Source organism: bacterium (genome assembly GCA_031082185.1).
Lineage (GTDB): Bacteria > Sysuimicrobiota > Sysuimicrobiia > Sysuimicrobiales > Humicultoraceae > VGFA01.
In genome coordinates, this window is sequence record JAVHLI010000010.1 from 36,388 (window position 1) to 59,739 (window position 23,352).

Consider the following 23,352-nt stretch of genomic DNA (forward strand, 5'->3'; position numbering starts at 1 on the left):
TCTTCACCCCTTGATGGAGACATGAGCCATGCTCTCAATGAACTGCCGGCGTGCGACGAGGAACACCGCCACAAGGGGGGTTACAACTATCACCGCGGCTGCCATGACTACTCCCCAGTTCGCTCCTGCCTCGGCGTCCGCGAAGTAGGCGATACCGGCCGGGGGCGTGTAGAGGTGGCTGCTCTGAATGACGACGAGCGGCCAGAAGAAGTCGTTCCAGTGGGTGACGATGCTGAACACAGCAAACGCCGCGATGGCCGGCCGCGTAAGAGGCAGCAGGACGTGCCACACCAGCCTGCCCGCGCCGCATCCATCGAGCAGCGCGGCATCAAGGATCTCGCCGGGAATCTGCCTGAAGAACTGGCGCAGGAGGAAGATGCCAAAGGCCGATCCCACGAAGGGCAGGATCAGTGCCGGATACGTGTTGATCAGCCCCCACCCAGACAGCAACAGGAAGTTCGGCACCGCCGTAACGTATCCGGGCACAACGAGGGCTGCCAGGACCAGCCAGAACAGCAGATCCCGGCCCGGGAACGTCATCCGGGCGAACGCGTATGCGGCCGGGATGATCACGAGCAACTGCAGCACCAGTATGCTGCCCGATACAATGACACCGTTGAGCAGAAAGCGTCCCAGCGGGGCTCGCTGCACGGCAGTAGCGTAGTTCCCGAGCGTGGGAGCCGTCGGCAACAGATGCACACCGGGCCGGAAGACCTCTTTCGGCGGTTTCAGGGAAGTCCCCACCATCCAGAGGAACGGGAAGAGTGTCACAAATGCCATCGCAATAATGAATGCGTGGATGCTCGCCGCGCGGAGTAGAGCGCTGGGCTTGAATCGCGGAACGCTCAGGGGCGGCCGCGCGACGGTCACTGGTAGTGCACCAGACGTTCTGCCCGCATCTGGGTCAGCGTTACCACTACCAGCAGGGCAAAGAAGACCATTGCGATGCTCGCCGCGTAGCCCGCGTCGAAGTACTGGAACCCTACACGATAGAGCAAGCGGGAGAGGACCTGCGTGGCGCCTAGGGGCCCGCCATCGGTGAGGATCTTCACCGAGTCAAACGTCTGGACTGCCCTCAGGGTGATGATTACCACCGCAAATAGCGTCACCGGCGAAAGGAGGGGCCACGTAACCGCGCGGAACTGCTGCATCGCACTCGCGCCGTCGATGGCTGCCGCCTCGTGCAGCTCGCGCGGGATGGTCGTCAACCCGGCCAGGAAGAGCACCATCGCGTACCCCATGTTGCTCCAGACTCCGACTAGGATCACGGCGAACAACGCCAGGTGGTCGGTCTGGAGCCAGTCCACAGGCAGAAGCCCCACCGCGACCGCAACAGCGTTGAGGACACCGATATTGGCGTCGAAGATGAACCTCCACACGACCGCCATCGCGGACATCGTGGCGGCCACGGGAAGAAAGAAGGCCGCCTGATACGCTCCCTGCAGCCTGCCGGCGCGCCGAATCGCCAGCGCGAGCAGCAGTCCGACAACGATGCTGGCCGTGCCGACCGCCGCAGTGTAGATGGCTGTTACCCTAAGCGCATTCCAGAACTCTGGCGCCGCGAACATCTTCTCGTAGTTTCCGAGCCCTACGAACTTCCGCGTAGTACTGCCCAGCATCCAATCGATCATGCTGAGTGGTATGAGGTAGGCCACGGCGCCGAACTTGAAGAGTACAAGGAATACGAAGGCGGGCAGCACCAAGAGGTATCCACCCATACTCTTGGTCCAAGCCGCCCGCCTTCGCGCGTGCATGCGCGGAGGGATGACCTGCTCCGCGTGCGAGGAGGTCACCGCCTCAGAAGCGCCTGCACCTGCACTGCCGCCTCGTCTAGTGCCGCCTTGGGAGCGCGTCGGCCGAGGAGGATCGCATGCTGTGCATCCCGGATGATCTGCGAGATCTGTGTGCCGTTCTGCCCTGGCCAGGAATGCCAGGGGACCACCCGCTCGCCGTCCGCCAGCACAACCTGGTAGTTCGCGTCCTTCGCGTACTGCTTGCGCAATGCCACCAACACGCTCTGGTTTGCCGGAGTATACCCGGAGTTCTCGCCGATGATCCGGTTAACCTCGGGCTCCGTCAAGTACCTGGCGAACCGCCAGGCGGCCTGCAGGCGGCTGACGTCCTGAGAGAGGATCATGATTCCGTTGCCTCCGGCCGGCAGCCGACCGGGCCGACCGTCGGGCGTCGGGATGGTCGCCATGCGCACTGGGAAATTGGACGCCTTTGGAAGGTTCACGCGCTGGAACGACGAGTCAACCAGCATCCCCAACCGCCCCGAGGAGAAGAGCTGCACCGTTTGGTCCGTGACAGGCATGAGCTTGTTCGACGACAGATCGGCGAAGTACTCGGCCACCCTGACGCCGGGTTCGCGGTTGAACGTCGCCGTGTAGCCATCGTCGCTCGCCATCCGCCCACCAGCCTGCTCGAGCATGGTCTGAAAGATCCAGTTCCCGGTTATTGACCATCCCCAGAGCACGCCTTCGTAGCCGGCGGCCTTGAGCCTCTCGGCTGCTGCGCGCGTCTCGGCCCAGGTCTTCGGAGTGCTCTTGGGGTCGAGGCCGGCCTTCTGGAAGGCCTCTTCGTTGATGTACATCACCGGAGTACTGGTGCCGATCGGAACTAAGTAGTACTTGCCGTCCACCCTCCCCAGACTAAGCATTGCCGGGAGAAGGTTGTCATCCCTGAAGGCCTTGTCTGCCTTCATGAAGATGTCAAGCCCGACCGCCCTTCCGCTTTCCACGAATGTGCGCGTCAGATGGTACCCAACTTGGACGAGGTCGGGGGCGGTGCCGCCGGCCGCGCCCAGTAGAGCCCGCTGCGCGATCGCCTCGTAGCCGCCTGCCGCCACGTTGATGGACTCAATCTTGAACGTGGGATGGGCTTTTTCGAAGGCCGCTATGAGGGGGTCCAGATAGGCGTTGTGAGCCGCAGTGCTCAGGCGCACGAATGTGAGCGTCAGCGAAGGGGCTTGGGCCGACGCGCCGGTCAGCAGCATCGCAACGAGCAGACCAATGCCCAGGACACGGTACGCATGTGTTGCCTTCATGGGGGCCTCCTTGAGAGCGGAGTCTACTGCCGTGCGTCCTTCCGTTGCTCATTCCCAGACCGGCGCTCGTTGAGATGGCAGACCGCACAGCACTCGCGGGTCGTGCCCCGCTGGATGGCGACCCGGCCTGAGCATTTGCTCAACCCTCTTCCATATGTTATAGTATGGTTGAAGGCGAGGCATGTCAAGATGCTTGGCCGGGAGGCAGCGAGAAGCGCCGGTCCGCCGATGATCAACGAAGACAGCAGGCTTCTGACCAAGGCCGCGACGCTGTACTACAAGGCCGACCTGACGCAGGCCGAGATCGCACAGCGCCTGGGGATATCGCGCCAGTTGGTCGGGCGCCTGCTGAAGAGGGCACGGGCGCAGGGCATTGTCGAGATCAGGATACGTCCGTCTCCGTCCTCATCTTTCACCGAGCTCGAGCACGCACTGGAGACTGCCTGGGGCCTTCGCGAAGCGCGCGTCGTGGCACCGGCCGCAGAATCCGACGAGGCGAACAAGGAGGCCCTGGGACAGGCGGCTGCTGCTTTCCTGGAGCAGCGGATCAGCGCGGGTGACGTCGTCGGGCTTTCCTGGGGGAGTACCCTCTATCAGTGTGCCCGCCATTTGACACCTACTCCTACGCCGGCTGTGAAGGCCGTTCAGATCAACGGCAGCCTCGACCGCACGACTCAACCGACCCACGCCGAATACATCATCCACCGGGTGAGCGAGGCTTTCGGCGCCGAGCCCAACCTTCTGCCGGCGCCGCTCATCGTCGACCGGCCTGACATCAAAGCCAGCCTGGTGAGCGACTCCCTGATATCCGCCGTGCTGGAACTGGGGCGCAAGGCCACCATCTGCGTGTTCGGAATAGGCAGCCTGTCCAGCCTGTCTTCGCTCTACAAGACCGGCCACGTCAATGAGGAACTACTGCAGAGACTGGAGGCTTCCGGCTCTGTCGGGGACATCTGTGGACGGTTCTACGATCACGATGGGAGTCCCTCAGCTCCGGATCTCGATGCGCGCACCATCGCCATCGAGCTTTCGGATCTACGCTCCAAGGGACTCTCGGTGGGCGTAGCAGGGGGTCTGCACAAGGTAGAGGCGATCAGGGGGGCACTTCGAGGTCGGTACTGCACCGTGCTCATAACCGACAGGGAGACCGCCGAAGCCCTGCTGCGGGATTGAGCAAAGCGGTATGAAGCCTCGATGGCCCAGGGTCTGCTCAATACGGGGCGTATTCATGATAGGCTTCCAGTAGCGCCGCGATGTTCTCGGTGGGAACATCCAGTTGAAGGTTGTGCGCAGTACAGATGATGAAGCCCCCGCCCGGCTTACCCACATCCATGCGCTCCCGCACCTCGCGCCTTACGTCCTGGGGACTCCCAAAGGGCATTGTCTGCTGGATATCCATTGATCCGTGCAGGCAAAGGTGGCGACCGTACTTCTTCTTGAGGCCGGCCAGATCCATACCGGCGGCGCGCGGTTGGAGGGCTTGGAGAATGTCGAGCCCTGCATCAATGAACTCAGGGATGAGGGGCTCTACAGCGCCGCACGTATGGTGCATTGTCTTCACGCCGTACTCGTGGGCCAACTCAATGCATTGCCGAAACCCGGGTGCGAAAAAACGCTTCCACTTCTCCGGGCTCATGAAGAGCCCGGTCTGCATTCCAAAATCATCACCCATCATGAAGATGTCAATTGCCCGCGCGGCGGCCTGGAAGACCCGCCGATTGTACTCAAGGAAATACGTGGTGACGCGCTCAACAATGCGTTCTACGATTCCCGGATTGAGCGCCAAGTCGATCAGGATCTGCTCCACACCGCGCAGATACATAGCTGTCTTGAGTTGCGCGGTGCGATCCAGCCGATCGCCTGCGTACACAACGCACTTCCCGGCGTGCCGGCGGCATTCGTCAGCAATATGGCCGTAGTCCCACCAGTCTGGCGAGGGCCAACCGCTGTACTCTTCGATTTCGCGAGCAGTAGTCATGTGCGCGAGCGGCGAGTAGGCGACCTCCAGATAGGTGCCCTTGCGTTCGCCCTGCCCGTAGGTGACGGGCTGGCGAAGTACTCCCCATACGTCACTGCGCAACCCATTCGGTTGGGTCATGAGCTCTGGGCCAACGTACCTCGGTCCCTGCACCACGCGGAAATCGACTCCCAACAGATCAAGGAGGGTATCGTAGTCATAGCCAAAATGCTCAGCCAGGTACTGCTTAACCTCTGAAGCGACCCATAGGTCTATAGGCACACGATCGGGCTCCTCGTGGGCGATGGCTGTCATGACACGCTCTTTTGCCGACATCCTCTCCGTCTTCTTGCGAACCATGGATATGCGATCGAGCATGATCGCTCCGGGCGGAAGGCTCGGTTGCTGGGGATTGGAGGTCATGGACGGCACAGCCATGCACCGACCCGCACCAGCGACCGCGCGCACGCCTCCAGGCTGTTGGTCTCAAAAACAACCGTGCGCACCGATCGTGGGAGGTCATGCGCCAGGTCCACGGACTTCGAGACCTCGCCGTCTCCCCACGCGAGGTGGTCGTCGCGCCCCCCCCGGTTGTCGCTGGCGTGAACATGCACTACGTCTTCATCAGCCACCAGGGCTTCAAGGGTACCCCTGCCGGAAAGAAAGGCATGGCCGAGGTCCAGGCACAGCCGCAACGACGGGTGCCCGACCGCCTCGAAGATGTGGCGCAGCTCGTCGTATGCCGCTCCGTAGCTGTGGGCGATCCGCGGCCCGCCTTCGAACTGCGCGATGGCAGGCATGTTCTCTAGGTAGACCTCAAGGCCGGCGGCCCCGGCAGCCTCGGCGCAGAGCCGCAGGGATTCAATTGCGTATGGAAGCCCTCGGTCCCTCGGCAGGACCCCTTCGTGCGGCGGCGCACCGGGATGGACGACAACTCCTGGTGCACCCAGCCGTGCCGCCTCACCTATGACGTCGATCACCTGACTGGCAGACTCCTTGCGGATTCCCGGGTTGGTGCTGGCTATGTTGATGCCCAGCATCGGCACATGCAGCGCAAGCAGGTTCCCGCGCTGCCACGGCACCGGAGCGGGCCAGGCATGCGGGACCTCGCACATCACCTCGACACCCACCCCGAACCCCGCGAGCGCGCTTTCGACCTCCGCCAGAGGTTGCCTGACCGTGGCGAAGCTCGAGATGCCGAACCTGATCCGGGACGCTTCCTGCATCGACATGCCCCCTACTCCTCGACTACTACCCCCGTGCCCGCTGAAGGCCCCGGATTGGTTCCGGCCAGTGACAGCGTCAGGATGCTTCCCGGAAGCGGCAGGAGACTCACCACGGTCAGCACGGGGATGATGCCGAACACCTGTGCGAGGGCGCTGACCGGTCCGACCAGAAGGCCGCCGACGCCCATGCCTACGCCCAGCATCAAGCCCGCGGCCATGCTCGCATGCGCGGGGAGCAGGCTCTGCGCCTCGACCGTTACGAGCGACGACGAGCCCAGCAACGCGGCCCCTCCCAGGGCCAGGAAGATGATCGTCGCCGGCCCCCTGGACATGATCGCTGCGAGAAACAGCGGGGAGGCAATCGCAAACGATACAAACAGAACCAGGCGCCTGCCGTAGCGGTCCGAGAGATATCCCCCAACCATCCCTCCCACCGCACCGGAGAAGATCATCGCGGTGATCGCCGCCGCCCCGGCCGTGACGGGCGCGCCGCGGGCGTGGAACATGAACGGCAGCAGGGCCAGCATGCAGTGCAGCAGGGTCGCGCGGGACATGACAAGACCCATCAGACGCGCCAGCCCGCCTAGATTCTGGCGCAGCGCGTCCCGCAGGCCCGCGGACACCCCCGATTTCTGCCCCACGCGCCAGTGCCACGGGACGACGCGCACAAGGACCAGTGACACGAGCAGTGCCGGGATGACGGTCAGGGTGACCCACGGCAATCCGGCGCGAACCGCCACGAACGCTGCCAGCAGAGGGCCCAGGGCCTGTCCGGACTGCCCGGCCATGATGTAGATCGCCATCCGCGTCCCCTTACGCGCGCCCGACAGCAGGTGGACGAACCCTGCCGACTGCGGGTGAAAGGCCGCCGTCCCGAATCCGTGCATTACGGTGACAAGCACGAGCCAGAGATACGACGGGGCCACGCCGAGCAGAGCCGATCCCAGCGCCGCGCACGCCAGCCCCACCGATGCCACGACGCGAAGTCGCGTGCTGTCGGCGATATACCCAAACACCGGCTGAAACAGGGATCCTGTAATGGTTGAGATCGAGATCAGCAGGCCGGCCCGGCTCAGGCTCATGCGATGTACGTCGGCCAGCAACGGGAGCAGCGCAGGGAGGTAGTTGTTGTACAGGTCGTTCGTGAAGTGCGCGACCATCAACCAGGCCAGCGCCCCCGACACCGGTGCGAGCGCGCGGCTGCCCGGTCCCTGCGTGACGTCTACGGTCAACAGGCTACTTCTTGAGCTTCGATATCTTCGACCCCTCCAGGGTCAGGTTGTACATGAGGCCCTTCTGGCCCACCACGAATCCTACGACCGGCTGATTGATCTTCGCCGTGTCTATGGAAGCGTTGGCCCCCACGTCAATCAACACGACCGATCCATCAACACCTATCTGCCAGCCCTGGCTGGCCTGGAACTTCCGCAGGGCCGTATCCTCGAGGAATACGATGATGATGTCCTTCTTCTGGGCCCCAAACTGGAGCCCGATCGAGGCCGCCGCGATGCTGTAGTATGCCACGCTCTTGCCGCCTATGCGCAGCGCGCCCTCGCCGTACTCAGCCCCGATCCCTGCGCCTGCCTTGATGACGCCCGCAAACACGAGGACGCCCTTGGCGGTCTGGAGGAGATCCCCGGATCCCCGTACCTGATTCGTGAACCGAGCCAGCGCCGCGTTCACGCTCGCGTCGATCTCCTCCGCCGTTCTGGCCTGGGACGCGTTCGGTAGCAGCAGGCCACCCAACAGACAGAGACAGACTGCCCACACGGCGTTCCTGCCGAATGCCCGTGCTCGCATCGCTGTCACCCCCTTCAAGGTCGTTCTCTCGCTTCCATGAACTTCGTCTTGAGAGGCCTGATATCCTAGGCCCCCCGCCTACGTACTGGCGCAACGCCCTACGAGGCCGCACATGTGAACAGGCCTGGGCAACGATAACCCAGGCCTGCATCTGTCTCGTGGACAAGCCTCGTCGGACAGAACTGATTGTCGAAGGCGCTAGCTGATCGCTCGCACTCCAGTTGCCTGAGGGCCCTTCTGGCCCACAGTCTGGGTGTACTCGACCTTCTGCCCTTCGGAGAGCGACTTGTAACCCTCGCCCTCAATGCCGCTGAAGTGCACGAAAAGATCCTTCGTGCCGTCGTCCGGGGTGATGAAGCCATACCCCTTCTCAGAGCTGAACCACTTCACTGTTCCTGTTGCCATGCTGTTCCCACCTTGTCCTGCAAGCTACCACAGATCTTACTTGTTCTGCGATGCCCAAGTATTCTCTCACGGATTGCCCGCCAGCACAACAGGGAATTACGGGTACCAGGCTTTCTGCCAGGCGCGGAGCCGAGCAACCTCCCGGACCTCCACGGCCACGATCGCCTGCGCCATGCTCCTGAGCTCCTGCCGATCCGCCTTCGTCGCGGCCAGTCTGGCCAGAGCGGTGCTCCGCTCGAGGTGCGCGGCAATCATCGGCAGGTAGGCCCGCTCGAGCGCGGCGCCCCGCAGGCCCCGCATCTTCTTCACCGGTTCCGTTACGACATGGACGTTGCGCCGGTGTGGTGAGACGCCGGCCTCCTGCAGCCAGGCCAGCATCTGCCGGACCTGCCCGTTCTTGCGGTCAATCATCACCTGGTTCCACCGTAGCAGTTCAGAATGGTCGGCGTGCAGGGTAGCGGCCATCGCGATCTCCACGGCTTCTTCGTGGATGGGGATTAGTTCCCGCATGAAGGTCTTGTCGAACGCCGGCCCGCTGAGGCGCGACAGCGCGCTGAGGGTTGGATTCGGTGTGGGCGAGGCCGCCGGCTTGGGTGGGGCCGCCGGTTTGGGCAGGGTTACTGGGGCGGCCGCGGCATGGAGCACGCCGGCCAGCGCCAGGGACACAAGAGCAATGAGCGCAAACAGCAGGCAACAACGCATCGAGCACCTCATGGGGGGTCCGGTTCCTTCAACAATTCTTTGCGCTCTTATCCTACCATTCTTCTCATAGCCCGCGCCTCCCGGGCCGCACGCCTTGCCAGCCGCAGAGGTTCGGGCGTGCGCTCGCTTCCGGTCACTGAGACAACGACGGCCAAGGCGATGTCAGGATCGGTGCGCCAGGCGGCGTGGACCGCCAGGGGGCGGGCGCCGCGTATTGTGCGCATCCAGAACCCGACGACCTCATCGCCGATCCGCAGCGGGCTGGCTGCGCCGCGCTCATCCGGCGGCCAGTCCCCCTTGGCAACCAGCGGTCTCACCGTGACGCCCACGGTCGGCAGAGAGAGCACGGCACCCAGGTGAAGCGCCAGGCCGGCGCGTCGCGGATGATCGCGGCCCGTGGCGTTGACGATGAGCACATCCGGGACATCGGGAAGGGCGCGCACCGCCGCCTCCAGCAACGGGCCCTCGCGCAGGGCGAGCAGGCCGGGTTCATAGGCCGCGCGCGCCCATCCGCCCACCACCGACAGCGCGACCAGCCTGCCGTCAGCCACCAATGCCGCGCCGGCCCAGCCGGGATCACCTGCGGCCCCTGCCCCCGACGATCCCCGGGGGAAACAGACGAAGCAACCGGCTGCCGAAAGCGATCTTCCGCCCGCGAACTGCCACGGCTCGGGCGCCGCAGCCGCCAGGATCTCCTGGGCCTCGATCAGCGCTTCGCGTGTGTCCGGCCAAGGCAGCAGTGAAGGGACCACAGGAAAGGCGGTTCTCGCCCCCGCGCCTGATCCCCTCGCAGCCGAAGGCAGCTTCCCATCGGCTTGACCCACAAGGTGGCGCGACATTTCGAGAGGTTTACCGGCGTATCTGGACGAACGCCCCTGGCGACGATGGCTCACTCCGTGAACAGGCGGACCTTCCTGAAGCTCGCGGCTCTTGGCGCAGGCGCCGCTTTTTTGCCCGTTACCATGGGGGGGGAGAAGGCGAGCCTGGCTCAGGCATCTCCCGAGAGCCTGGACGGGCTGCTTGAGCCGATCCGCGCGGCCCACGGCATGCCCGCGTTGGCCGGCGCCTTCGTGCGGGGGAGCGACCTTGCAGCCATCGGTGCGACCGGTGTGCGTCGCGCCGGGACCGCCGATCGCGTGCAGGTGCACGACCGGTTTCACATCGGATCGTGCACAAAGTCCATGACGGCCACGCTCATTGCCCTGCTGGTCGAACAAAGCAAGCTGTCCTGGGGAGCGACCGTGGCGGACGTCTTTCCGGACCTGCTGGGCAAGATCCATTCCGGCTACCATCGGGTCACGGCGGTGCACCTGCTCTCTCACCGCGCTGGGCTGCCCGAGAGGAGCGGCGCGGACCCGTCGTGGCCGCAGGTTCGCGCACTGGCCGGGCCCCTCCAGCAGCAGCGGCGCGCGTTGATCGAGATCGTCCTTTCGCGCGCGCCGGTGGCCGAACCGGGCTCGCGGATGGCCTACTCGAACTTCGGGTACACGATCGCCGGCGCGTTCGCCGAGCAGGTGACCGGGCAGAGATGGGAGGACCTGATGCACCGGATGCTCTTTAGCCCGCTGGGGATGACCATCGTGGGTTTCGGCGCGCCGGGTCTTGCCCAGCCTTGGGGGCATAAGCCCACCGGCTGCCATCCGGTTGCGCCGGGACCCGATGCCGACAACCCGCCGGTGATTGGGCCGGCCGGCACGGTCCACTGCTCGATGGGTGGCTGGGCACGCTATGCCGCGCTCCACCTCAGGGGCGCGCTCGGTGAGCCGGGCCTCCTGGTTGGTACCGACAGCTTCGAGCGCCTCCACCGGGATGAGTTCGGGCAGGGCTACGCCCTGGGATGGAGCGTGGTGCGTCGAGGTTGGGCCGGTGGGACCGCCCTCACTCATGCCGGCACCAACGGCTTCTGGTATGCCTTCGTCTGGCTCGCCCCGGCACGGAACGCCGCGTTCCTGGCGGCAACCAACTGTGGCCCTGAGGTCGGTTTGCGCGCGTGCGACGCGGCGGTGGCTGCTATGATTAGGAAGTATCTCTCCTGACCACCCCAGGAGGCCGCCTCCGCGCATAGAACAGAGCGACCATGGAAGTCCCGCCCCACGAACTTGTCCCGCCGTACCCGTCGAGGCCCTGCTGACATTGCGGCCCCGGCGCGATCGCGTTTTCAGCCGCGCGTTTGTTGACCTTTGGATCGTCGCCATGACCACCTTCTTTGGATTCCAGTTGCTGACCGCTGCTCTACCCCTGTACGCGGTGCGGCTCGGCGCCGACGACGCCGTGATTGGGCTGATGATTGGGCTGGTCGCGGTGGTGGCGCTCTTTGTTCGGCCCCTCGCCGGGTGGTGGGTTGACCGCGGGAACGGCGTAGCGCCGCTGGCGGTCGGGGCGGCGATCTACGCTATCTGCGCGCTCGGATACTGGCTGGCACCCTCGGTGAGCGCGCTGCTTGCCATGCGCGCCGCCTCCGGCCTGGCGATCGCGTTCTTCGTGACGGCGAGCCAGGCCTTGGCCGCCAACCTGGCGCCAGCGCAGCGCCGTGGCGAGGCCCTCAGCCTGTTTGGGCTGGCGGCGACGTTGAGTGGGGGTATAGCGCCGCCGGCCGGCGTTGCGGTCTCGCAGGCCGCCGGCTATCCGGTTCTGTTCGCGGCGTGCATGGCCGCCGGCCTGCTGGGCATGTTGCTGGCATGGCCCTTGCGGATACTCCCGCCCAATCCCGCCGACCATCGCAGCACCCGGCTGATCAACATGGCGGTCCTGATGCCGGGCTCGCTGCTGGTGACGCTCGCGGTGACGTTTGGGACGAACGTCGCCCTTCTGGCGGTCCATGCCAGCCGCCGCGACCTGCCCAATCCGGGAATGGTGTTCGTAGCACAGGCCGCGGGCCTTCTCCTGGCGCAGACGCTGGCCGGACGCCTCTCCGATCGCTATGGACGCCTGGCGGTCATCTGGCCGGCGCTGGTCCTGGCCTCCACCGGGATGTGGGCGACCTCACTGCTCTCCGGCGGATGGCTGCTCATGGCTGCCATGGTTTCGGGATTGGGCCTGGGATTGGGCAACCCTGCGCTCTACGCGCTGGCAGCCGATCTGGTTCCGGCCCACGAGCGCGGGAGCGCTATGGGCACGATGGGAGTCTTTCACGAGATCGGCATCGCACTGGGAGCTATCGGCGGGGGGTTGATGGGGCGGGCCGTCGGGCTCGGGCAGATGTATGCGCTGGCAGGGTTCCTGCCCGCTATGGGCGCGGCGTTCGCGCTCGCACTAAGATCCTCACGAGCCGGGAAGAAACCGCCCGTCAGTTTCGTTTAGACGGTAGAATGAAGCCACACGCGGTGAAACCCCACGCTGTGGTATTCCGCACGGTGTGCCACACACGGTGGTACCAAACACAAGGAGGCAGTCATGTTCTTCAGCGACAAGATGAACAACGCGCTCAACGAGCAGATAGGCCACGAGTTCGCGGCCTCGCTCCAGTATGTCGCCATCGCCACGCACTTCGACTCCGCGGGTCTGGCCGGGCTGGCAAAGCACTTCTACAGCCAGGCGGAAGAGGAACGCGAGCACGGCATGCGCATCCTGCGCTACGTGCTGGATGCGGGAGGCACGGTGGCCATTCCCGCCATTCCCGCGCCCAAGAACAAGTTCAAGAGCGCCGAGGAGTGCGTGAAGCTCTCTGTGGACTGGGAGAACACAGTGACCAAGCAGATCCACGCGATCGTGGAGCTGGCCGTCAAGGAGAACGACTACACGACCCAGAACGCGATGCAGTGGTTCGTTGAGGAACAGCTCGAGGAGGTCTCCAGCATGGAGACTCTGCTCAGCATCGTCCAGCGGGCCGGCGAGAGCGGCCTGCTTCAGGTGGAGGACTACCTCGCCCGGAAGAGCACCAAGTAGGGCGCCTGCCCGAGAAGACCGCACAGCAGGAACCCGGCGGGCCGGGGCCACCATTGTGGTGTCCCCGGCCTCTTTGTCCCCGGCCCCGCATCCCATGCAGGGCGCGGGCTCCCCACGGAGAAACCTCGATCTGAGTCCGATGACGCCTGTTGGTTCCCTCTCCGGCATTGATGCTACCCACTACGACGTGGCGATCGTCGGCGGCGGCATCGTGGGCCTGGCCACCACGCTGGCGCTGGTCACGCGGCATCCGGGCCTCCGCATGATCGTCCTCGAGAAGGAACTCGATCTGGCCGCCCACCAGACAGGACACAACAGCGGCGTGATCCACTCGGGCATCTACTACAAGCCGGGGTCCTACAAGGCACGGCTCTGCGTCGAAGGCCACGCTCTGCTGAAGGCCTTCTGCGCTGAGCACCGGGTGCGCTACGAGAACTGCGGCAAGATCATCGTCGCCACCGACGAGCGCGAGCTGCCGCGCCTCGACGATCTGTTCGATCGCGGCACGGCCAACGGCGTGGCAGGCCTGTGCAAGATGGGCCCCGAGGAGATCCGGGAGATCGAGCCGCACGCGGCAGGCCTGCGCGCGATCCACTCGCCCAACACGGCGATCGTGGATTTTCGGGAGGTGGCACGCGCCATGGCAGCCGAGGTCCAGCGCCGCGGTGTGGAGATCGCAACCGGCGCGCGCGTGACCGCGATCGCCGGGGAATCCGGCGGCCTCCGGCTGTTGACGACGCGCGGTGAAGTACGCGCGGGCTATCTGGTGAACTGCGCCGGTCTCTACTCCGATGCGGTCGCGCGGATGGCCGGGGAGACACCGGACGTGCGCATCGTGCCGTTCCGTGGGGAATACTGCATGCTCAAGCCCGAGCGACGGCACCTGGTGCAGGGACTGATCTACCCGGTGCCCGATCCAGAGTTTCCATTCCTGGGGGTGCATCTCACGCGCACCGTGCACGGCGAGGTTGAGGCCGGCCCCAACGCGGTGTTCGCGTACGCCCGCGAGGGATACACCAGGTGGCGCGTGCATCCGGGCGAGATGCTTGCCACTCTGACCTATCCCGGGTTCTGGCGGATGGCCGGACGTCACTGGCGCACGGGTCTCCACGAGGTCTGGCGGTCGTTCAGTACAAGGGCCTTCGTGGCCGCGCTGGCGCGCCTCGTGCCCGACCTCCGCCCTGCCGACGTGGTCCGCCACGGCGCCGGCGTGCGGGCGCAGGCGCTGACGCCCGATGGTTCGCTCGTGGACGACTTCCGGATCCTACGGTCGCGGCGTGCGATCCACGTGCTGAACGCACCCTCTCCGGCGGCCACGGCCTCGCTTGCCATCGGCCGCCACATCGCGGACCTGGCCGCCGAGTCATTTGGGTTGATGCGGTAACCGAGGTACAGTGGTACAGCGACACAAAGGAGGCAGCAGATGGCGCAGCGCAGGAAGCCCACCCTCACCCCGCAGGAGGCCCGGCAGCTTCACGAGGACGCCCTTGTCATAGACACGCAGCAGCCACCGGTTACCACCGGGTTCCTGTTCACCGAGAAGATGAAGGTAGCGCTCGATCAGTTCGTCCGGCAGGGACTGTCGCGCGAGGAGGCCGCGCCGCCGCTGGTGGACATGGCGGCCCGCGAGATCAAGACCTCCGAGGAGGCGCGCAGGCAGTACATGGACCTCTGGCGTAGGTCCGGCGTCACCGTGGCCTGCGGCACCTACTCCGGGACCGCCCGGATGAGCGAGGCGTTCGATCTGGCCGGCAGGCGCATAGCGCAGGCCTACGCGTACATGGACGCTCTGGGTGGCGAGATGGTGCCGGTCCTCCGCGCCGCCGACGTCGAACGCGCCTACCGCGAAGGGAAGCGCGGCCTGATCCTCGACTTCCAGAACACCACGCCCTACGGCGACGACCTGAGCCGGATCGAGTACTTCCACAACCTTGGGGTGCGGATGGTGCAGTTGACCTACAACCTGCGCAACCTGGTCGGCGACGGGTGCACCGAGGCCCACCAGGGCGGCCTGTCGTACTTCGGCCGCGAGGTCGTGGGCCGGCTCAACGAACTGAGGACGCTGGTTGACGTCAGCCACTGCAGCGAGCAGGTGGGCTGGGACGCGCTGAAGATCTCGAAGGCGCCGATCGTCGTATCCCACTCAAGCAGCAAGGCGGTCTGCTACCACGACCGCGGCAAGTCCGATGAGCTGGCGAAGGCCGTGGCCAATTCGGGCGGCTATTTCGGAGTCGTTGTCCTCCCCGGGTTCCTCTCAACGTTGAAGGAACCGACCCTAGACACGTTTGCCGACCACGTCGAACACCTGGTGGACGTCTGCGGCATAGACCACGTCGGCATCGGCACCGACAAGGCCGGCCCGGGCCCGGGGACCGACTCGCTGATCGAGTATCCGGCCTCCATGCCCAAGCGCCGCGCCAACTCCTTTGATTGGGGCGGATTCCGGGACGAGGAACACCGGCTGACGCCCGACTACCGCATGAACGGCTTCCAGGACTTTGGCGACTGGCCCAACCTCACAGTGAAGCTGGCGGAGCGGGGGTTCAACGAGGGTGAGCTGCGCAAGCTGCTCGGACTCAACTTCCTGCGGGTGTTCCGCGAGGTGGTCGGGTAGCGCTGGCGGACGGGCCGAGGCCCAAGCCGCTACAAGGAGCCGCACATGGCCTACAGCTTCCTCTCACATCTGGAGTGCACCGCCTGCCGCGAGAGGTTCGATGCCGATCAACTCCTGGGTGTCTGTCCCGCGTGCGGCAAGGTGCTCTACGCCCGGTACGACCTGAACGCCGCGGCCGCGACGCTCACGCGCGACTCGCTGCGCGGACGGCGGCCGGACATGTGGCGCTACCACGAGGTGATGCCGGTCCGCGATCCTTCCAACGTGTTGAGTCTGGGCGAGGGGATGACGCCGCTGCTCGATGCGCCGCGCCTGGCCCGGCGCTACGGCCTGCGGACGCTGCTTCTCAAGGACGAAGGGAAGAACCCCACCGGCACTTTCAAAGCGCGCGGCCTGTGCGCGGCGGTCTCGAGGGCGCGCGAGCTCGGCGTGCGTGCGATCTCGATGCCCACCGCCGGCAACGCCGGAGCGGCGCTGGCCGCATACGCGGCGCGCGGAGCCCTGGACGCCTACACCGTGATGCCCCAGGACACCCCGGCGATCAACCAGGCGGAGTGCGCCATCTACGGCGCCCGCGCGTACAGCATCAACGGGCTGATCAACGACGCCGGGCGCGTGCTCCGCGGCCTCGCCCAGCACCGGGGATGGTTCGACATGTCCACCCTGCGGGAGCCCTACAGGGTCGAGGGCAAGAAGACGATGGGCTACGAGATCGCCGAAGCCCTGGACTGGGATCTGCCCGACGTTATCGTCTATCCGGCCGGTGGAGGGACCGGGCTGGTCGGTATCTGGAAGGCGTTCGATGAGATGGAAGCGCTCGGGTGGATCGGAGAGCGCCGGCCGCGCATGGTCGCGGTCCAGGCCGCGGGGTGCGCGCCCATCGTCCGCGCCTACCTGGAGGGGAAGAGCCACGCCGAGCCGTTCGAGAACGCGCACACGGTCGCCTCGGGACTGCGCGTGCCGGTCGCGATCGGGGACTACCTGATGCTGCAGGCAGTGCGCGACAGCGGCGGCACCGCCCTATCGGTTACAGACGACGAGATGCTGGCGGCGATGCGCGAGATGGCGTCGGCCGAAGGCGTATTCGCCGCGCCCGAGGCCGCGGCCACTCTGGCCGCGCTGCCGGAGCTGATTGACCGCGGCACCGTGACGCCAAAGGACCGCGTGCTGCTCCTGCTGACCGGCGCCGGGATGAAGTACACGGACCTGGTGCCTGTCAGCCTGCCACCGGTGGATTCGGCAGCCCTGCCTTGATCTTCGCATAGGTGGACGCGGCCGCGCCGGCCAGCAGCCGCGCGTCGGTCCCGGCTGCCACAAACCGGAACCCCTGGCCCACGCGCTCCAGCGTCTCCTCGGCGCCGGACGCCATGTAGCCCGCGGCGATACCGTACCGCCGCGTCGCCACCAGGACACGCTCGACGGCCGCCTTGAACTCAGGGTGGTCGAACTTGCGGAAGCAGCCGAGGTTCGCGGAGAGGTCGTTGGGTCCGATGAAGAGCACGTCCACACCCGGGGTCGAGGCGATCTGTTCCACGTTTGCCAGCGCCTCGGCCGTCTCGATCTGACAGATCACGACCACCTGGCTGTTCCACCGGGCGAAGTAGTCGGCCAGGTCCGCGCCGTAGCGATTGACCCGGCTGCCTGCCACCCCCCGGATCCCCTCCGGAGGGTACTTGGCGGCCGACACCGCGGCCTGCGCCTGCTCGGGCGTGTTGACCAGAGGGACGATCACGCCGTAGGCGCCGCGGTCCAGCGCCTGCTTGATGAGCCCGGGATCGTTGGCGACCACGCGGACGAGAGGGGTCACGTTGGTGCCCTTCATGGCCCGGAGCTGGTCCTCCATCGTCTCCGTCGTGGCCGGGCCGTGCTCGGTGTCGAGCAGAAGCCAGTCCATCTCGAAGGCGGCCAGCAACTCAACGATGGACGGCGACGGGATGCTGATCCAGTGGCCTACGGTGGGAAGGCCCTGGGCCAGGCGAGACTTGAGCGGGTTGGTGAACATGAACTGCGCACCTCCGGAGATGTGAGCGGTTTCTTGGGACGAACTCGTGGAGCGTCCTCTGCTTGGAGCGTCCGTTGTGTGTATTACGACACGGGGCGAAGGCACCCTTTGTGGTGACGGCGCCGATGGGCATTGCGGTGAAGGCCTGGCGTGACTCCGGCGCGGCAATCCTAGGCCACCAGAGGCTCGTGGGGGATGTGCCCTGAACGGCGGGGGCGTAGTCCCCGGGTTACCATCCGCCCCGAGCTACGAGTCAAGGGAGGAGGCGACCCACCCAAGGCGTGCAGCGCTGGAAAGCCTCGGCGAAGCGTATCTCTGGATCTGCTGCCACATAGGCCGCCTGCGTCGCCCGGGAGACCGCACGGCTTCGGTAGCGGTCCACATGGTAAGGCTGCGTCTTGAACTCCCCGACCGCACGCATCTTCTGGTCCATTACATCCGTAATGTCTATGAACGTGTTCGGATTGAACTCGGTGGCCTCTGCCAGTGGCTGGGAGGGCTCAAACATCAGGACTTGAGGGGGCGAGATGACCGGCAGATCGGGCTCCACGCCGTCGAGTTGGGCGTAGTACACAGCATCGAGCGCTGCTCGACAAGCCGCCGCATGATCCGGGTTGTAGGGTTCTTGTTGAGGATGCGTCAGCACGTGAGATGGACGGAAGCTCCGAATCTCTCGAACGATCCGCATCATGCGCTCTCGGTCGAGCGTCAGAGGCTGATCCGGGTAGTCGAGAAACACCGTCTCTGCTCCGAGAATAAGCGCAGCCGCAAGGGCCTCTTGGCGGCGAACCTCACTGACCGCGACCTCTGTAGTGCGCCCCCCTCGGGCCCGCCACAACTCGTTTGATTCGCCCCGCGCGCCCAAGCTCAGCACCAGGACCCGGACCGCAGTCCCGGAATTGCTGTGCTTGGCGATCACTCCGCCTGCTCGTATGCAGAAATCGGCCGCGTGGGCACTAACGACCATGAGACGATCAACTGCCATCGTGACTCACCTCCTGTTTATGGACACATGCTTGAAGCACCGGCCGCGGTCTTTCAAGCGAGGTGCTGGGCGCGAGCAGGCATCTGGTTCTTCGCGGTCAAGGACCATACGGGCGTCAGACGATCGCCGTGTGGGTCTGCGGATCGAACAGGTGCATGCGGCGCATGTTGAACACGACCTCGGCCTCGTGGCCCATGCGGGCCACGCTGTGGGCATCGACGCGGGCCACAATAGTGTGCGGCCCGCTGCTGAGGTAGAGGATGACGTCGGAGCCCAGCGGCTCGTGGACATCGACCATCGCCCGCAGCGTCCAGGCGTGGTTGGCATCGCGCGCAAACGCCTTATCCTGGATGTCCTCGGGCCGGATGCCGAAGATCACCTTCTTGCCCACCCAGTCCTTCGCGTGGGGCGCGAGATCGGCCGGGACCGCCATCGCGAACGACCCGGCGTCCACCGCCAGCGTGCCGTTCTTCTGCGCGAGGGTGGCCTCGATGAAGCTCATCGCCGGGCTGCCGATGAACCCGGCTACGAACAGGTTGGTCGGCTTCTCGTAGAGGTTGAGGGGACTGTCCACCTGCTGCACTAGGCCGTCGCGCATGACCACGATCCGGTCGCCCATGGTCATAGCCTCCACTTGGTCGTGCGTGACGTAGATCGTCGTGGTCTGCAGGCGCGCCTGGAGCTTCTTGATCTCCGCCCGCGTCTGCACGCGCAGCTTGGCGTCCAGGTTCGACAGCGGCTCGTCCATCAGGAAGACCTGCGGCTCGCGGACGATGGCCCGGCCCAGCGCCACGCGCTGTCGCTGGCCGCCCGAGAGCTGCTTGGGCTTGCGCTCCAGCAGTTGCTCAATGCCCAGCAGCCCTGCGGTTTCCTTCACCCGGCGGTCGATCTCGGGGCGCGGGTACTTGCGCAAACGCAGCCCAAACGCCATGTTGTCGTACACCGACATGTGCGGATACAGCGCGTAGTTCTGAAACACCATAGCGATGTCGCGATCCTTCGGCGCTACATCGTTCACCCGGCGGTCGCCGATGTAGATGCTGCCGCCGGTGGCCTCCTCCAGCCCGGCCACCAGCCGCAGCGCTGTGGTCTTGCCGCACCCCGACGGGCCCACCAGCACCGTGAACTGCTGGTCGGGGATCTCCAGGGTCACGTTGTTGACCGCCGTGACATTCTGGAACTGCTTGGTGACACCTTCGAGAAACACGCGGGCCATATACCGCCTCCTGGTGATTCAGAGTGAGCCGGGCACCCCTTGAGCCGCAAGGTCCGCCAGGGCCCGCGCGATACGCCTCCCGCCCTCGACGACCCGCTCGAGTGCCGTGCAGTACGACACCCGTACGTGCCCTTCGCCTTCGGCTCCAAAGGCACTACCTGGAACCACGGCAACGCCGGCGTGCTGAAGCAGGTATTCAGCCATTGCGTCGGCGGCCAATCCGTAGACCCGGACATTCGGGAAGAGATAGAAAGCTCCGTGGGGCCGCACGCATGAGACGCCAGGGATCTCCGCAAGAGCGGCGAGCAACGCCTCACGGCGCCTAGCAAACTCACTTGTCATGTCGGCGACACACTGCTGAGGACCGGAAAGGGCGGCAGCAGCCCCCGCCTGCGCGAAGGACGTTGCGCATGTGATCAGATACTGATGCACCTTGAGTATTGGTGCTATGAGACGACGCGGGGCGGCGACATAGCCGATCCGCCAGCCCGTCATCGAGTATGCCTTGGAACAGCCATTCACAAGGAACGTCCGATCGCGCATCCCAGGAAGTGATGCGAAGCTTGTGTGGCGGAAGCCATCGTACGTAATGTGCTCGTAGATTTCATCTGAAATCACCCAGAGGCCGTGGCGCTCGACCATCCGCGCGACCGCTTCCAGGGTGTCCCGGGAAAGCCCCACACCCGTGGGATTGTGAGGTGAGTTTAGGATCAATCCGCGAGTCCTCGGCGTGATCCTCGCCTCCAGGATGTCCGGGTGCAGGGCGTAGGCGTCAGACTCAGCCAGCGGCACGGGCACGGCTGTGGCGCCGAGCATGGCAGGGACTTGGGCGTAGTTGAGCCAGCCAGGATCGAGGACAAGCACCTCGTCGTCCGGATTGAGGTAAGCGGCAAGAACCAGGAAGATCGCCTCCCCGGCTCCCACCGTCGTGACGATCTCGCCCGACGGGTCGTAGGTGAGACCGTTGTCTCGGGCGAGCTTGTTCGCGATTGCCTGGCAGAGCGCGGGGGTCCCGTAGTTGGATGTGTAGTGCACCTCGCCGCGGTCCAGCGACGCTTTGGCTGCTTCCTTGATGTGGGCCGGCGTATCGAAGTCAGGCCGGCCGAGTTCCAGGTGTATGACGTCGACACCCCTTGCCTCGAGCTGTCTGGCCATCTCAAAGATGCGCCTGATCCCCGAGGGAGGGACCCCCTGCAAACGCCGCGCCTCTTCCGTCATTACCATCGTACCTCCCGTGCCCGTTCCGCACGACGAACGTTCGCTTCCAAGGAGGGGCAAGCAGCAGCTCGGGGGGGCCGTTGGCCCCCCCGAGCCGACTTAGACCTTCGCCCCCAAGGTGGCGGTGAATTCCTCCACGAGCTGGAGGCCCTTTTCCATGGTCTGCGGCGGTACACCAAATCCGATCCGGATGTGGTTGTCGTAAGATGGGGCATAGCAGACCCCAGGTACCAGATAGACCCGATATGGTTCCTCGGTGATCAACCGACGGCACAACTCCCATGATCCAATCGGCAGATCGAACCTCGGGAAGCAGATGTATCCCCCGCCGGATGGGACCCACGAGAACACCTTGCTCTTCTCCATCCAGCGCCGCAACGTCTCAAGATTGCGGCGACCATCCTGCTTACCCGACTCCAGGATCTGGCTGAACTTTGTCGGTTCGAGGACGTAAGCGCCGATCCGTTCGCTGAGCACATTCGTCACCTGTACGGCGTACCGATGGATGGGGAAGCAGCGATCGTACAGAGCCTTGTCCCGGGTGACCATCCATCCGAGGCGGAGACCGGCCATGCCAAGCAACTTGGTGACGCTCGCAGCGGACACCCCACGCTCGTAGTGATTGACGACTGACGGGGACATCGGCCCGTCCCATTCGAGGCCGCGATAGATCTCGTCGGAGAGGATGTAGATACCATGCTTGCGGGCAACGGCACACAGATCGTCCATCTCGGCCGACGTGAGGATTGATCCGGTAGGGTTGTTTGGATGATTGATGTAGATGAGTTTGGTCTTGTTGGTGATGAGCTTCTTCAGGTCATCAAGATCGGGCTTCCACTTGTTCTCCTGGCGGAGTTCCCACTTCTTGATTGTGCAGCCCAACCCCTCACAGACCGTGTGCACCTGCATCCAGGCGGGCATCTCAAGGATGACTTCGTCGCCGGCGCCCAGGAGGGCCATGAGCGGAAGCCAGTTTGCCTCGTAAGTGCCATTGACCGGTAGAATGCAGTCTGGGGTTACATTGTAGTCGAGAGACTTGATAATGCGTTCGAGCAGGACCGGCGGGCCGAACCAGTGCCCAGACCAGTCGAGCGACATGTCGGGGTCCAACGCTTCCATGACATCGCGAAGCTTCGAGGCCGGCCGACCAACACTGGCCAGTGCATACTTGTATCCTGTCTGGCGACCGAAGATGAACCAGTCCCCCAGGAGTTCTCGCTTGATTTCCACGTGACGGCCTCCTTTGGCAATCCTGCTCTTGCGCCTACTTCGGGTCCGCGAAGCACTTCATCAGGGTGTCTCCGGCGTTGACGACCCTCTTGACGAAGAGAATGCGTACGGTGCCACTCGCCGGCGCGGTCACCACAGCAAGCCTCTCGCCGAAGACATCGGTGATCTCGGCAAGAGGGGTGCCTTTCGCCACCTGCTGCCCAGGGTGGACCAGCGGGTGGAAGACTCCGCCGCAGGGAGCCGTCACTCCATAGGCTTCGGCGCGGATCTTCTGAGCGGACGCGGGGACGCCATCGGGGGTCCCGGGGATCATCTTCAGTTCCTTCAGGACGTTCTGGACGCCCTTGAAGTGGATGGCGACGTGCTCCTCGGCGTACGAACCAAGCCCCCCCACCTCGGAGACAAACCCGGCGACTCCCAGCCGGGCGGCCTCCCGCACGAAGGTCCCTGGGTTGCCGCTCGTGGCATCATTGACCCACAGGTACTCGGTCCCGAAGGCGCGCGCGATCCGCTCAGACTCCGCGTCCGTCGACGTGTTCCCGGTTCGGTAGAAGATCGCGAAGGGGAAGAGAATCTCCGGCAGGTCTCCGCCGTGGAGGTCTACTAGGTACTGGCACTTCGCGGTCACCTGGGCCAGGACAGTGTGGGCGATCCTCTGGCTCGCCGTCCCATCGGGTCCCCCGGGGAAGACCCGATTGAGGTTCTGGTTGTCCAACGGAACGACATACGGAGCCCCGATCATGAACGCGGGCATGTTGAGCACAGGAACCACGACAACCGTGCCCCGGAGCGTCTTGGGATCGATCGTTCGAAAGGTCTTGACTGCGGCTTCGATGGCGGCGTACTCCAGCGCATGAACGCCGGCATTGACATGTACGCATGGCCCGGGTTCTACCCCATGCACCACCGCAAGCGGGATCCGAACCTCCTGTCCCAGCGTCTCCATGACAGGAAGCCACCCCGTGGCCTTCATTCCAGGAGCCACCGTCAGGCCCCCGATTTTCGCTGCATCATGAACAGCCCGCCCCATACACGTCCTCCTTTGCAGGATATTCGCACGCTCATG

The 23,352-nt window shown here is 65.0% G+C and carries 23 protein-coding genes; 7 read left to right on the forward strand and 16 right to left on the reverse strand.

The features are described 5' to 3' along the window. Positions 1-3 precede the first annotated feature (3 nt). The 3 genes from RDU83_10015 to RDU83_10025 form a co-directional block, all read right to left on the reverse strand. Positions 4-870, reverse strand: a complete 867-nt coding sequence (locus RDU83_10015) for a carbohydrate ABC transporter permease (protein MDQ7841348.1) — start codon at positions 868-870, stop codon at positions 4-6. Beyond that, positions 867-1,700 carry a sugar ABC transporter permease gene (locus tag RDU83_10020; GenBank protein ID MDQ7841349.1) on the reverse strand — a complete coding sequence of 278 codons (834 nt, stop codon included), beginning with the start codon at positions 1,698-1,700 and terminating at the stop codon, positions 867-869. Before RDU83_10020 ends, RDU83_10015 begins: the two co-directional genes overlap by 4 nt. 89 nt (positions 1,701-1,789) lie before the next feature. Further along, entirely contained in the window at positions 1,790-3,046 is a 1,257-nt protein-coding gene (locus tag RDU83_10025) for an ABC transporter substrate-binding protein (GenBank protein ID MDQ7841350.1), read from the reverse strand. A gap of 189 nt (positions 3,047-3,235) precedes the next feature. Here RDU83_10025 and RDU83_10030 point away from each other — a divergent pair, with 189 nt between their 5' ends. Then, a complete protein-coding gene (locus RDU83_10030; GenBank protein MDQ7841351.1) occupies positions 3,236-4,219 on the forward strand; it encodes a sugar-binding transcriptional regulator in 984 nt (327 codons plus the stop codon). A gap of 37 nt (positions 4,220-4,256) precedes the next feature. Here RDU83_10030 and RDU83_10035 read toward each other — a convergent pair whose 3' ends face one another. The 7 genes from RDU83_10035 to RDU83_10065 form a co-directional block, all read right to left on the reverse strand. Further along, positions 4,257-5,381, reverse strand: coding sequence for a uroporphyrinogen decarboxylase family protein (locus RDU83_10035; protein MDQ7841352.1), 1,125 nt, complete (start codon positions 5,379-5,381; stop codon positions 4,257-4,259). 41 nt (positions 5,382-5,422) lie between these two features. After that, entirely contained in the window at positions 5,423-6,235 is an 813-nt protein-coding gene (locus tag RDU83_10040) for a sugar phosphate isomerase/epimerase family protein (GenBank protein ID MDQ7841353.1), read from the reverse strand. A 5-nt stretch (positions 6,236-6,240) separates the two neighbouring features. After that, a complete protein-coding gene (locus tag RDU83_10045; protein ID MDQ7841354.1) occupies positions 6,241-7,461 on the reverse strand; it encodes an MFS transporter in 1,221 nt (406 codons plus the stop codon). Between the two features lie 4 nt (positions 7,462-7,465). After that, positions 7,466-8,029, reverse strand: coding sequence for a YSC84-related protein (locus RDU83_10050; protein MDQ7841355.1), 564 nt, complete (start codon positions 8,027-8,029; stop codon positions 7,466-7,468). Positions 8,030-8,227: 198 nt separating this feature from the next. Next, positions 8,228-8,434: a cold-shock protein gene (locus RDU83_10055; protein MDQ7841356.1), complete on the reverse strand. Its 207-nt coding sequence runs from the start codon at positions 8,432-8,434 to the stop codon at positions 8,228-8,230. Positions 8,435-8,530: 96 nt separating this feature from the next. Further along, entirely contained in the window at positions 8,531-9,136 is a 606-nt protein-coding gene (locus RDU83_10060) for a DUF305 domain-containing protein (GenBank protein MDQ7841357.1), read from the reverse strand. 47 nt (positions 9,137-9,183) lie between these two features. After that, the gene (locus RDU83_10065; GenBank protein ID MDQ7841358.1) at positions 9,184-9,888 is read right to left on the reverse strand and encodes an endonuclease V; all 705 of its coding nucleotides are present in this window, start codon (positions 9,886-9,888) and stop codon (positions 9,184-9,186) included. 144 nt (positions 9,889-10,032) lie between these two features. Here RDU83_10065 and RDU83_10070 point away from each other — a divergent pair, with 144 nt between their 5' ends. The 6 genes from RDU83_10070 to RDU83_10095 all read left to right on the forward strand — a co-directional run bounded on the left by RDU83_10070 (position 10,033) and on the right by RDU83_10095 (position 16,889). Further along, entirely contained in the window at positions 10,033-11,172 is a 1,140-nt protein-coding gene (locus RDU83_10070; GenBank protein MDQ7841359.1) for a serine hydrolase domain-containing protein, read from the forward strand. A 97-nt stretch (positions 11,173-11,269) separates the two neighbouring features. Then, positions 11,270-12,436 carry an MFS transporter gene (locus RDU83_10075; GenBank protein MDQ7841360.1) on the forward strand — a complete coding sequence of 389 codons (1,167 nt, stop codon included), beginning with the start codon at positions 11,270-11,272 and terminating at the stop codon, positions 12,434-12,436. 93 nt (positions 12,437-12,529) lie between these two features. Then, positions 12,530-13,021: a ferritin gene (locus RDU83_10080; protein MDQ7841361.1), complete on the forward strand. Its 492-nt coding sequence runs from the start codon at positions 12,530-12,532 to the stop codon at positions 13,019-13,021. A gap of 139 nt (positions 13,022-13,160) precedes the next feature. Next, positions 13,161-14,405, forward strand: a complete 1,245-nt coding sequence (lhgO, locus tag RDU83_10085; protein MDQ7841362.1) for an L-2-hydroxyglutarate oxidase — start codon at positions 13,161-13,163, stop codon at positions 14,403-14,405. 39 nt (positions 14,406-14,444) lie between these two features. Next, on the forward strand, positions 14,445-15,635 hold the full coding sequence (locus RDU83_10090) for a dipeptidase (GenBank protein ID MDQ7841363.1): 1,191 nt from the start codon (positions 14,445-14,447) through the stop codon (positions 15,633-15,635). 45 nt (positions 15,636-15,680) lie between these two features. Continuing rightward, positions 15,681-16,889 carry a threonine synthase gene (locus RDU83_10095; protein ID MDQ7841364.1) on the forward strand — a complete coding sequence of 403 codons (1,209 nt, stop codon included), beginning with the start codon at positions 15,681-15,683 and terminating at the stop codon, positions 16,887-16,889. Here the strand turns inward: RDU83_10095 and RDU83_10100 are convergent. The 6 genes from RDU83_10100 to RDU83_10125 all read right to left on the reverse strand — a co-directional run bounded on the left by RDU83_10100 (position 16,852) and on the right by RDU83_10125 (position 23,316). Beyond that, positions 16,852-17,637, reverse strand: coding sequence for an aldolase/citrate lyase family protein (locus tag RDU83_10100; GenBank protein MDQ7841365.1), 786 nt, complete (start codon positions 17,635-17,637; stop codon positions 16,852-16,854). The two genes, RDU83_10095 and RDU83_10100, sit on opposite strands and share 38 nt — an antisense overlap. A 253-nt stretch (positions 17,638-17,890) precedes the next feature. Beyond that, positions 17,891-18,622 carry a PIG-L deacetylase family protein gene (locus RDU83_10105; GenBank protein ID MDQ7841366.1) on the reverse strand — a complete coding sequence of 244 codons (732 nt, stop codon included), beginning with the start codon at positions 18,620-18,622 and terminating at the stop codon, positions 17,891-17,893. A gap of 115 nt (positions 18,623-18,737) precedes the next feature. After that, positions 18,738-19,838, reverse strand: a complete 1,101-nt coding sequence (gene ugpC, locus RDU83_10110) for a sn-glycerol-3-phosphate ABC transporter ATP-binding protein UgpC (protein MDQ7841367.1) — start codon at positions 19,836-19,838, stop codon at positions 18,738-18,740. 18 nt (positions 19,839-19,856) lie between these two features. Beyond that, positions 19,857-21,056, reverse strand: coding sequence for a pyridoxal phosphate-dependent aminotransferase (locus tag RDU83_10115; protein MDQ7841368.1), 1,200 nt, complete (start codon positions 21,054-21,056; stop codon positions 19,857-19,859). Positions 21,057-21,155: 99 nt separating this feature from the next. Continuing rightward, a complete protein-coding gene (locus RDU83_10120) occupies positions 21,156-22,286 on the reverse strand; it encodes an aminotransferase class I/II-fold pyridoxal phosphate-dependent enzyme (protein ID MDQ7841369.1) in 1,131 nt (376 codons plus the stop codon). Positions 22,287-22,320: 34 nt separating this feature from the next. Continuing rightward, positions 22,321-23,316, reverse strand: a complete 996-nt coding sequence (locus tag RDU83_10125; GenBank protein ID MDQ7841370.1) for a succinylglutamate desuccinylase/aspartoacylase family protein — start codon at positions 23,314-23,316, stop codon at positions 22,321-22,323. Between the last annotated feature and the right edge of the window lie 36 nt (positions 23,317-23,352).

Excerpts from the sequence above, each read along its gene's own strand:
- RDU83_10030 (MDQ7841351.1), top strand. The coding sequence starts at position 3,236 with ATGCTTGGCCGGGAGGCAGCGAGAAGCGCCGGTCCGCCGATGATCAAC.
- RDU83_10115 (MDQ7841368.1), bottom strand. The coding sequence starts at position 21,056 with ATGACGGAAGAGGCGCGGCGTTTGCAGGGGGTCCCTCCCTCGGGGATC.
- RDU83_10090 (MDQ7841363.1), top strand. The coding sequence starts at position 14,445 with ATGGCGCAGCGCAGGAAGCCCACCCTCACCCCGCAGGAGGCCCGGCAG.
- RDU83_10080 (MDQ7841361.1), top strand. The coding sequence starts at position 12,530 with ATGTTCTTCAGCGACAAGATGAACAACGCGCTCAACGAGCAGATAGGC.
- lhgO (MDQ7841362.1), top strand. The coding sequence starts at position 13,161 with ATGACGCCTGTTGGTTCCCTCTCCGGCATTGATGCTACCCACTACGAC.
- RDU83_10035 (MDQ7841352.1), bottom strand. The coding sequence starts at position 5,381 with ATGCTCGATCGCATATCCATGGTTCGCAAGAAGACGGAGAGGATGTCG.
- RDU83_10100 (MDQ7841365.1), bottom strand. The coding sequence starts at position 17,637 with ATGTTCACCAACCCGCTCAAGTCTCGCCTGGCCCAGGGCCTTCCCACC.
- RDU83_10095 (MDQ7841364.1), top strand. The coding sequence starts at position 15,681 with ATGGCCTACAGCTTCCTCTCACATCTGGAGTGCACCGCCTGCCGCGAG.
- ugpC (MDQ7841367.1), bottom strand. The coding sequence starts at position 19,838 with ATGGCCCGCGTGTTTCTCGAAGGTGTCACCAAGCAGTTCCAGAATGTC.
- RDU83_10025 (MDQ7841350.1), bottom strand. The coding sequence starts at position 3,046 with ATGAAGGCAACACATGCGTACCGTGTCCTGGGCATTGGTCTGCTCGTT.
- RDU83_10050 (MDQ7841355.1), bottom strand. The coding sequence starts at position 8,029 with ATGCGAGCACGGGCATTCGGCAGGAACGCCGTGTGGGCAGTCTGTCTC.
- RDU83_10125 (MDQ7841370.1), bottom strand. The coding sequence starts at position 23,316 with ATGGGGCGGGCTGTTCATGATGCAGCGAAAATCGGGGGCCTGACGGTG.
- RDU83_10105 (MDQ7841366.1), bottom strand. The coding sequence starts at position 18,622 with ATGGCAGTTGATCGTCTCATGGTCGTTAGTGCCCACGCGGCCGATTTC.
- RDU83_10055 (MDQ7841356.1), bottom strand. The coding sequence starts at position 8,434 with ATGGCAACAGGAACAGTGAAGTGGTTCAGCTCTGAGAAGGGGTATGGC.
- RDU83_10040 (MDQ7841353.1), bottom strand. The coding sequence starts at position 6,235 with ATGTCGATGCAGGAAGCGTCCCGGATCAGGTTCGGCATCTCGAGCTTC.
- RDU83_10060 (MDQ7841357.1), bottom strand. The coding sequence starts at position 9,136 with ATGCGTTGTTGCCTGCTGTTTGCGCTCATTGCTCTTGTGTCCCTGGCG.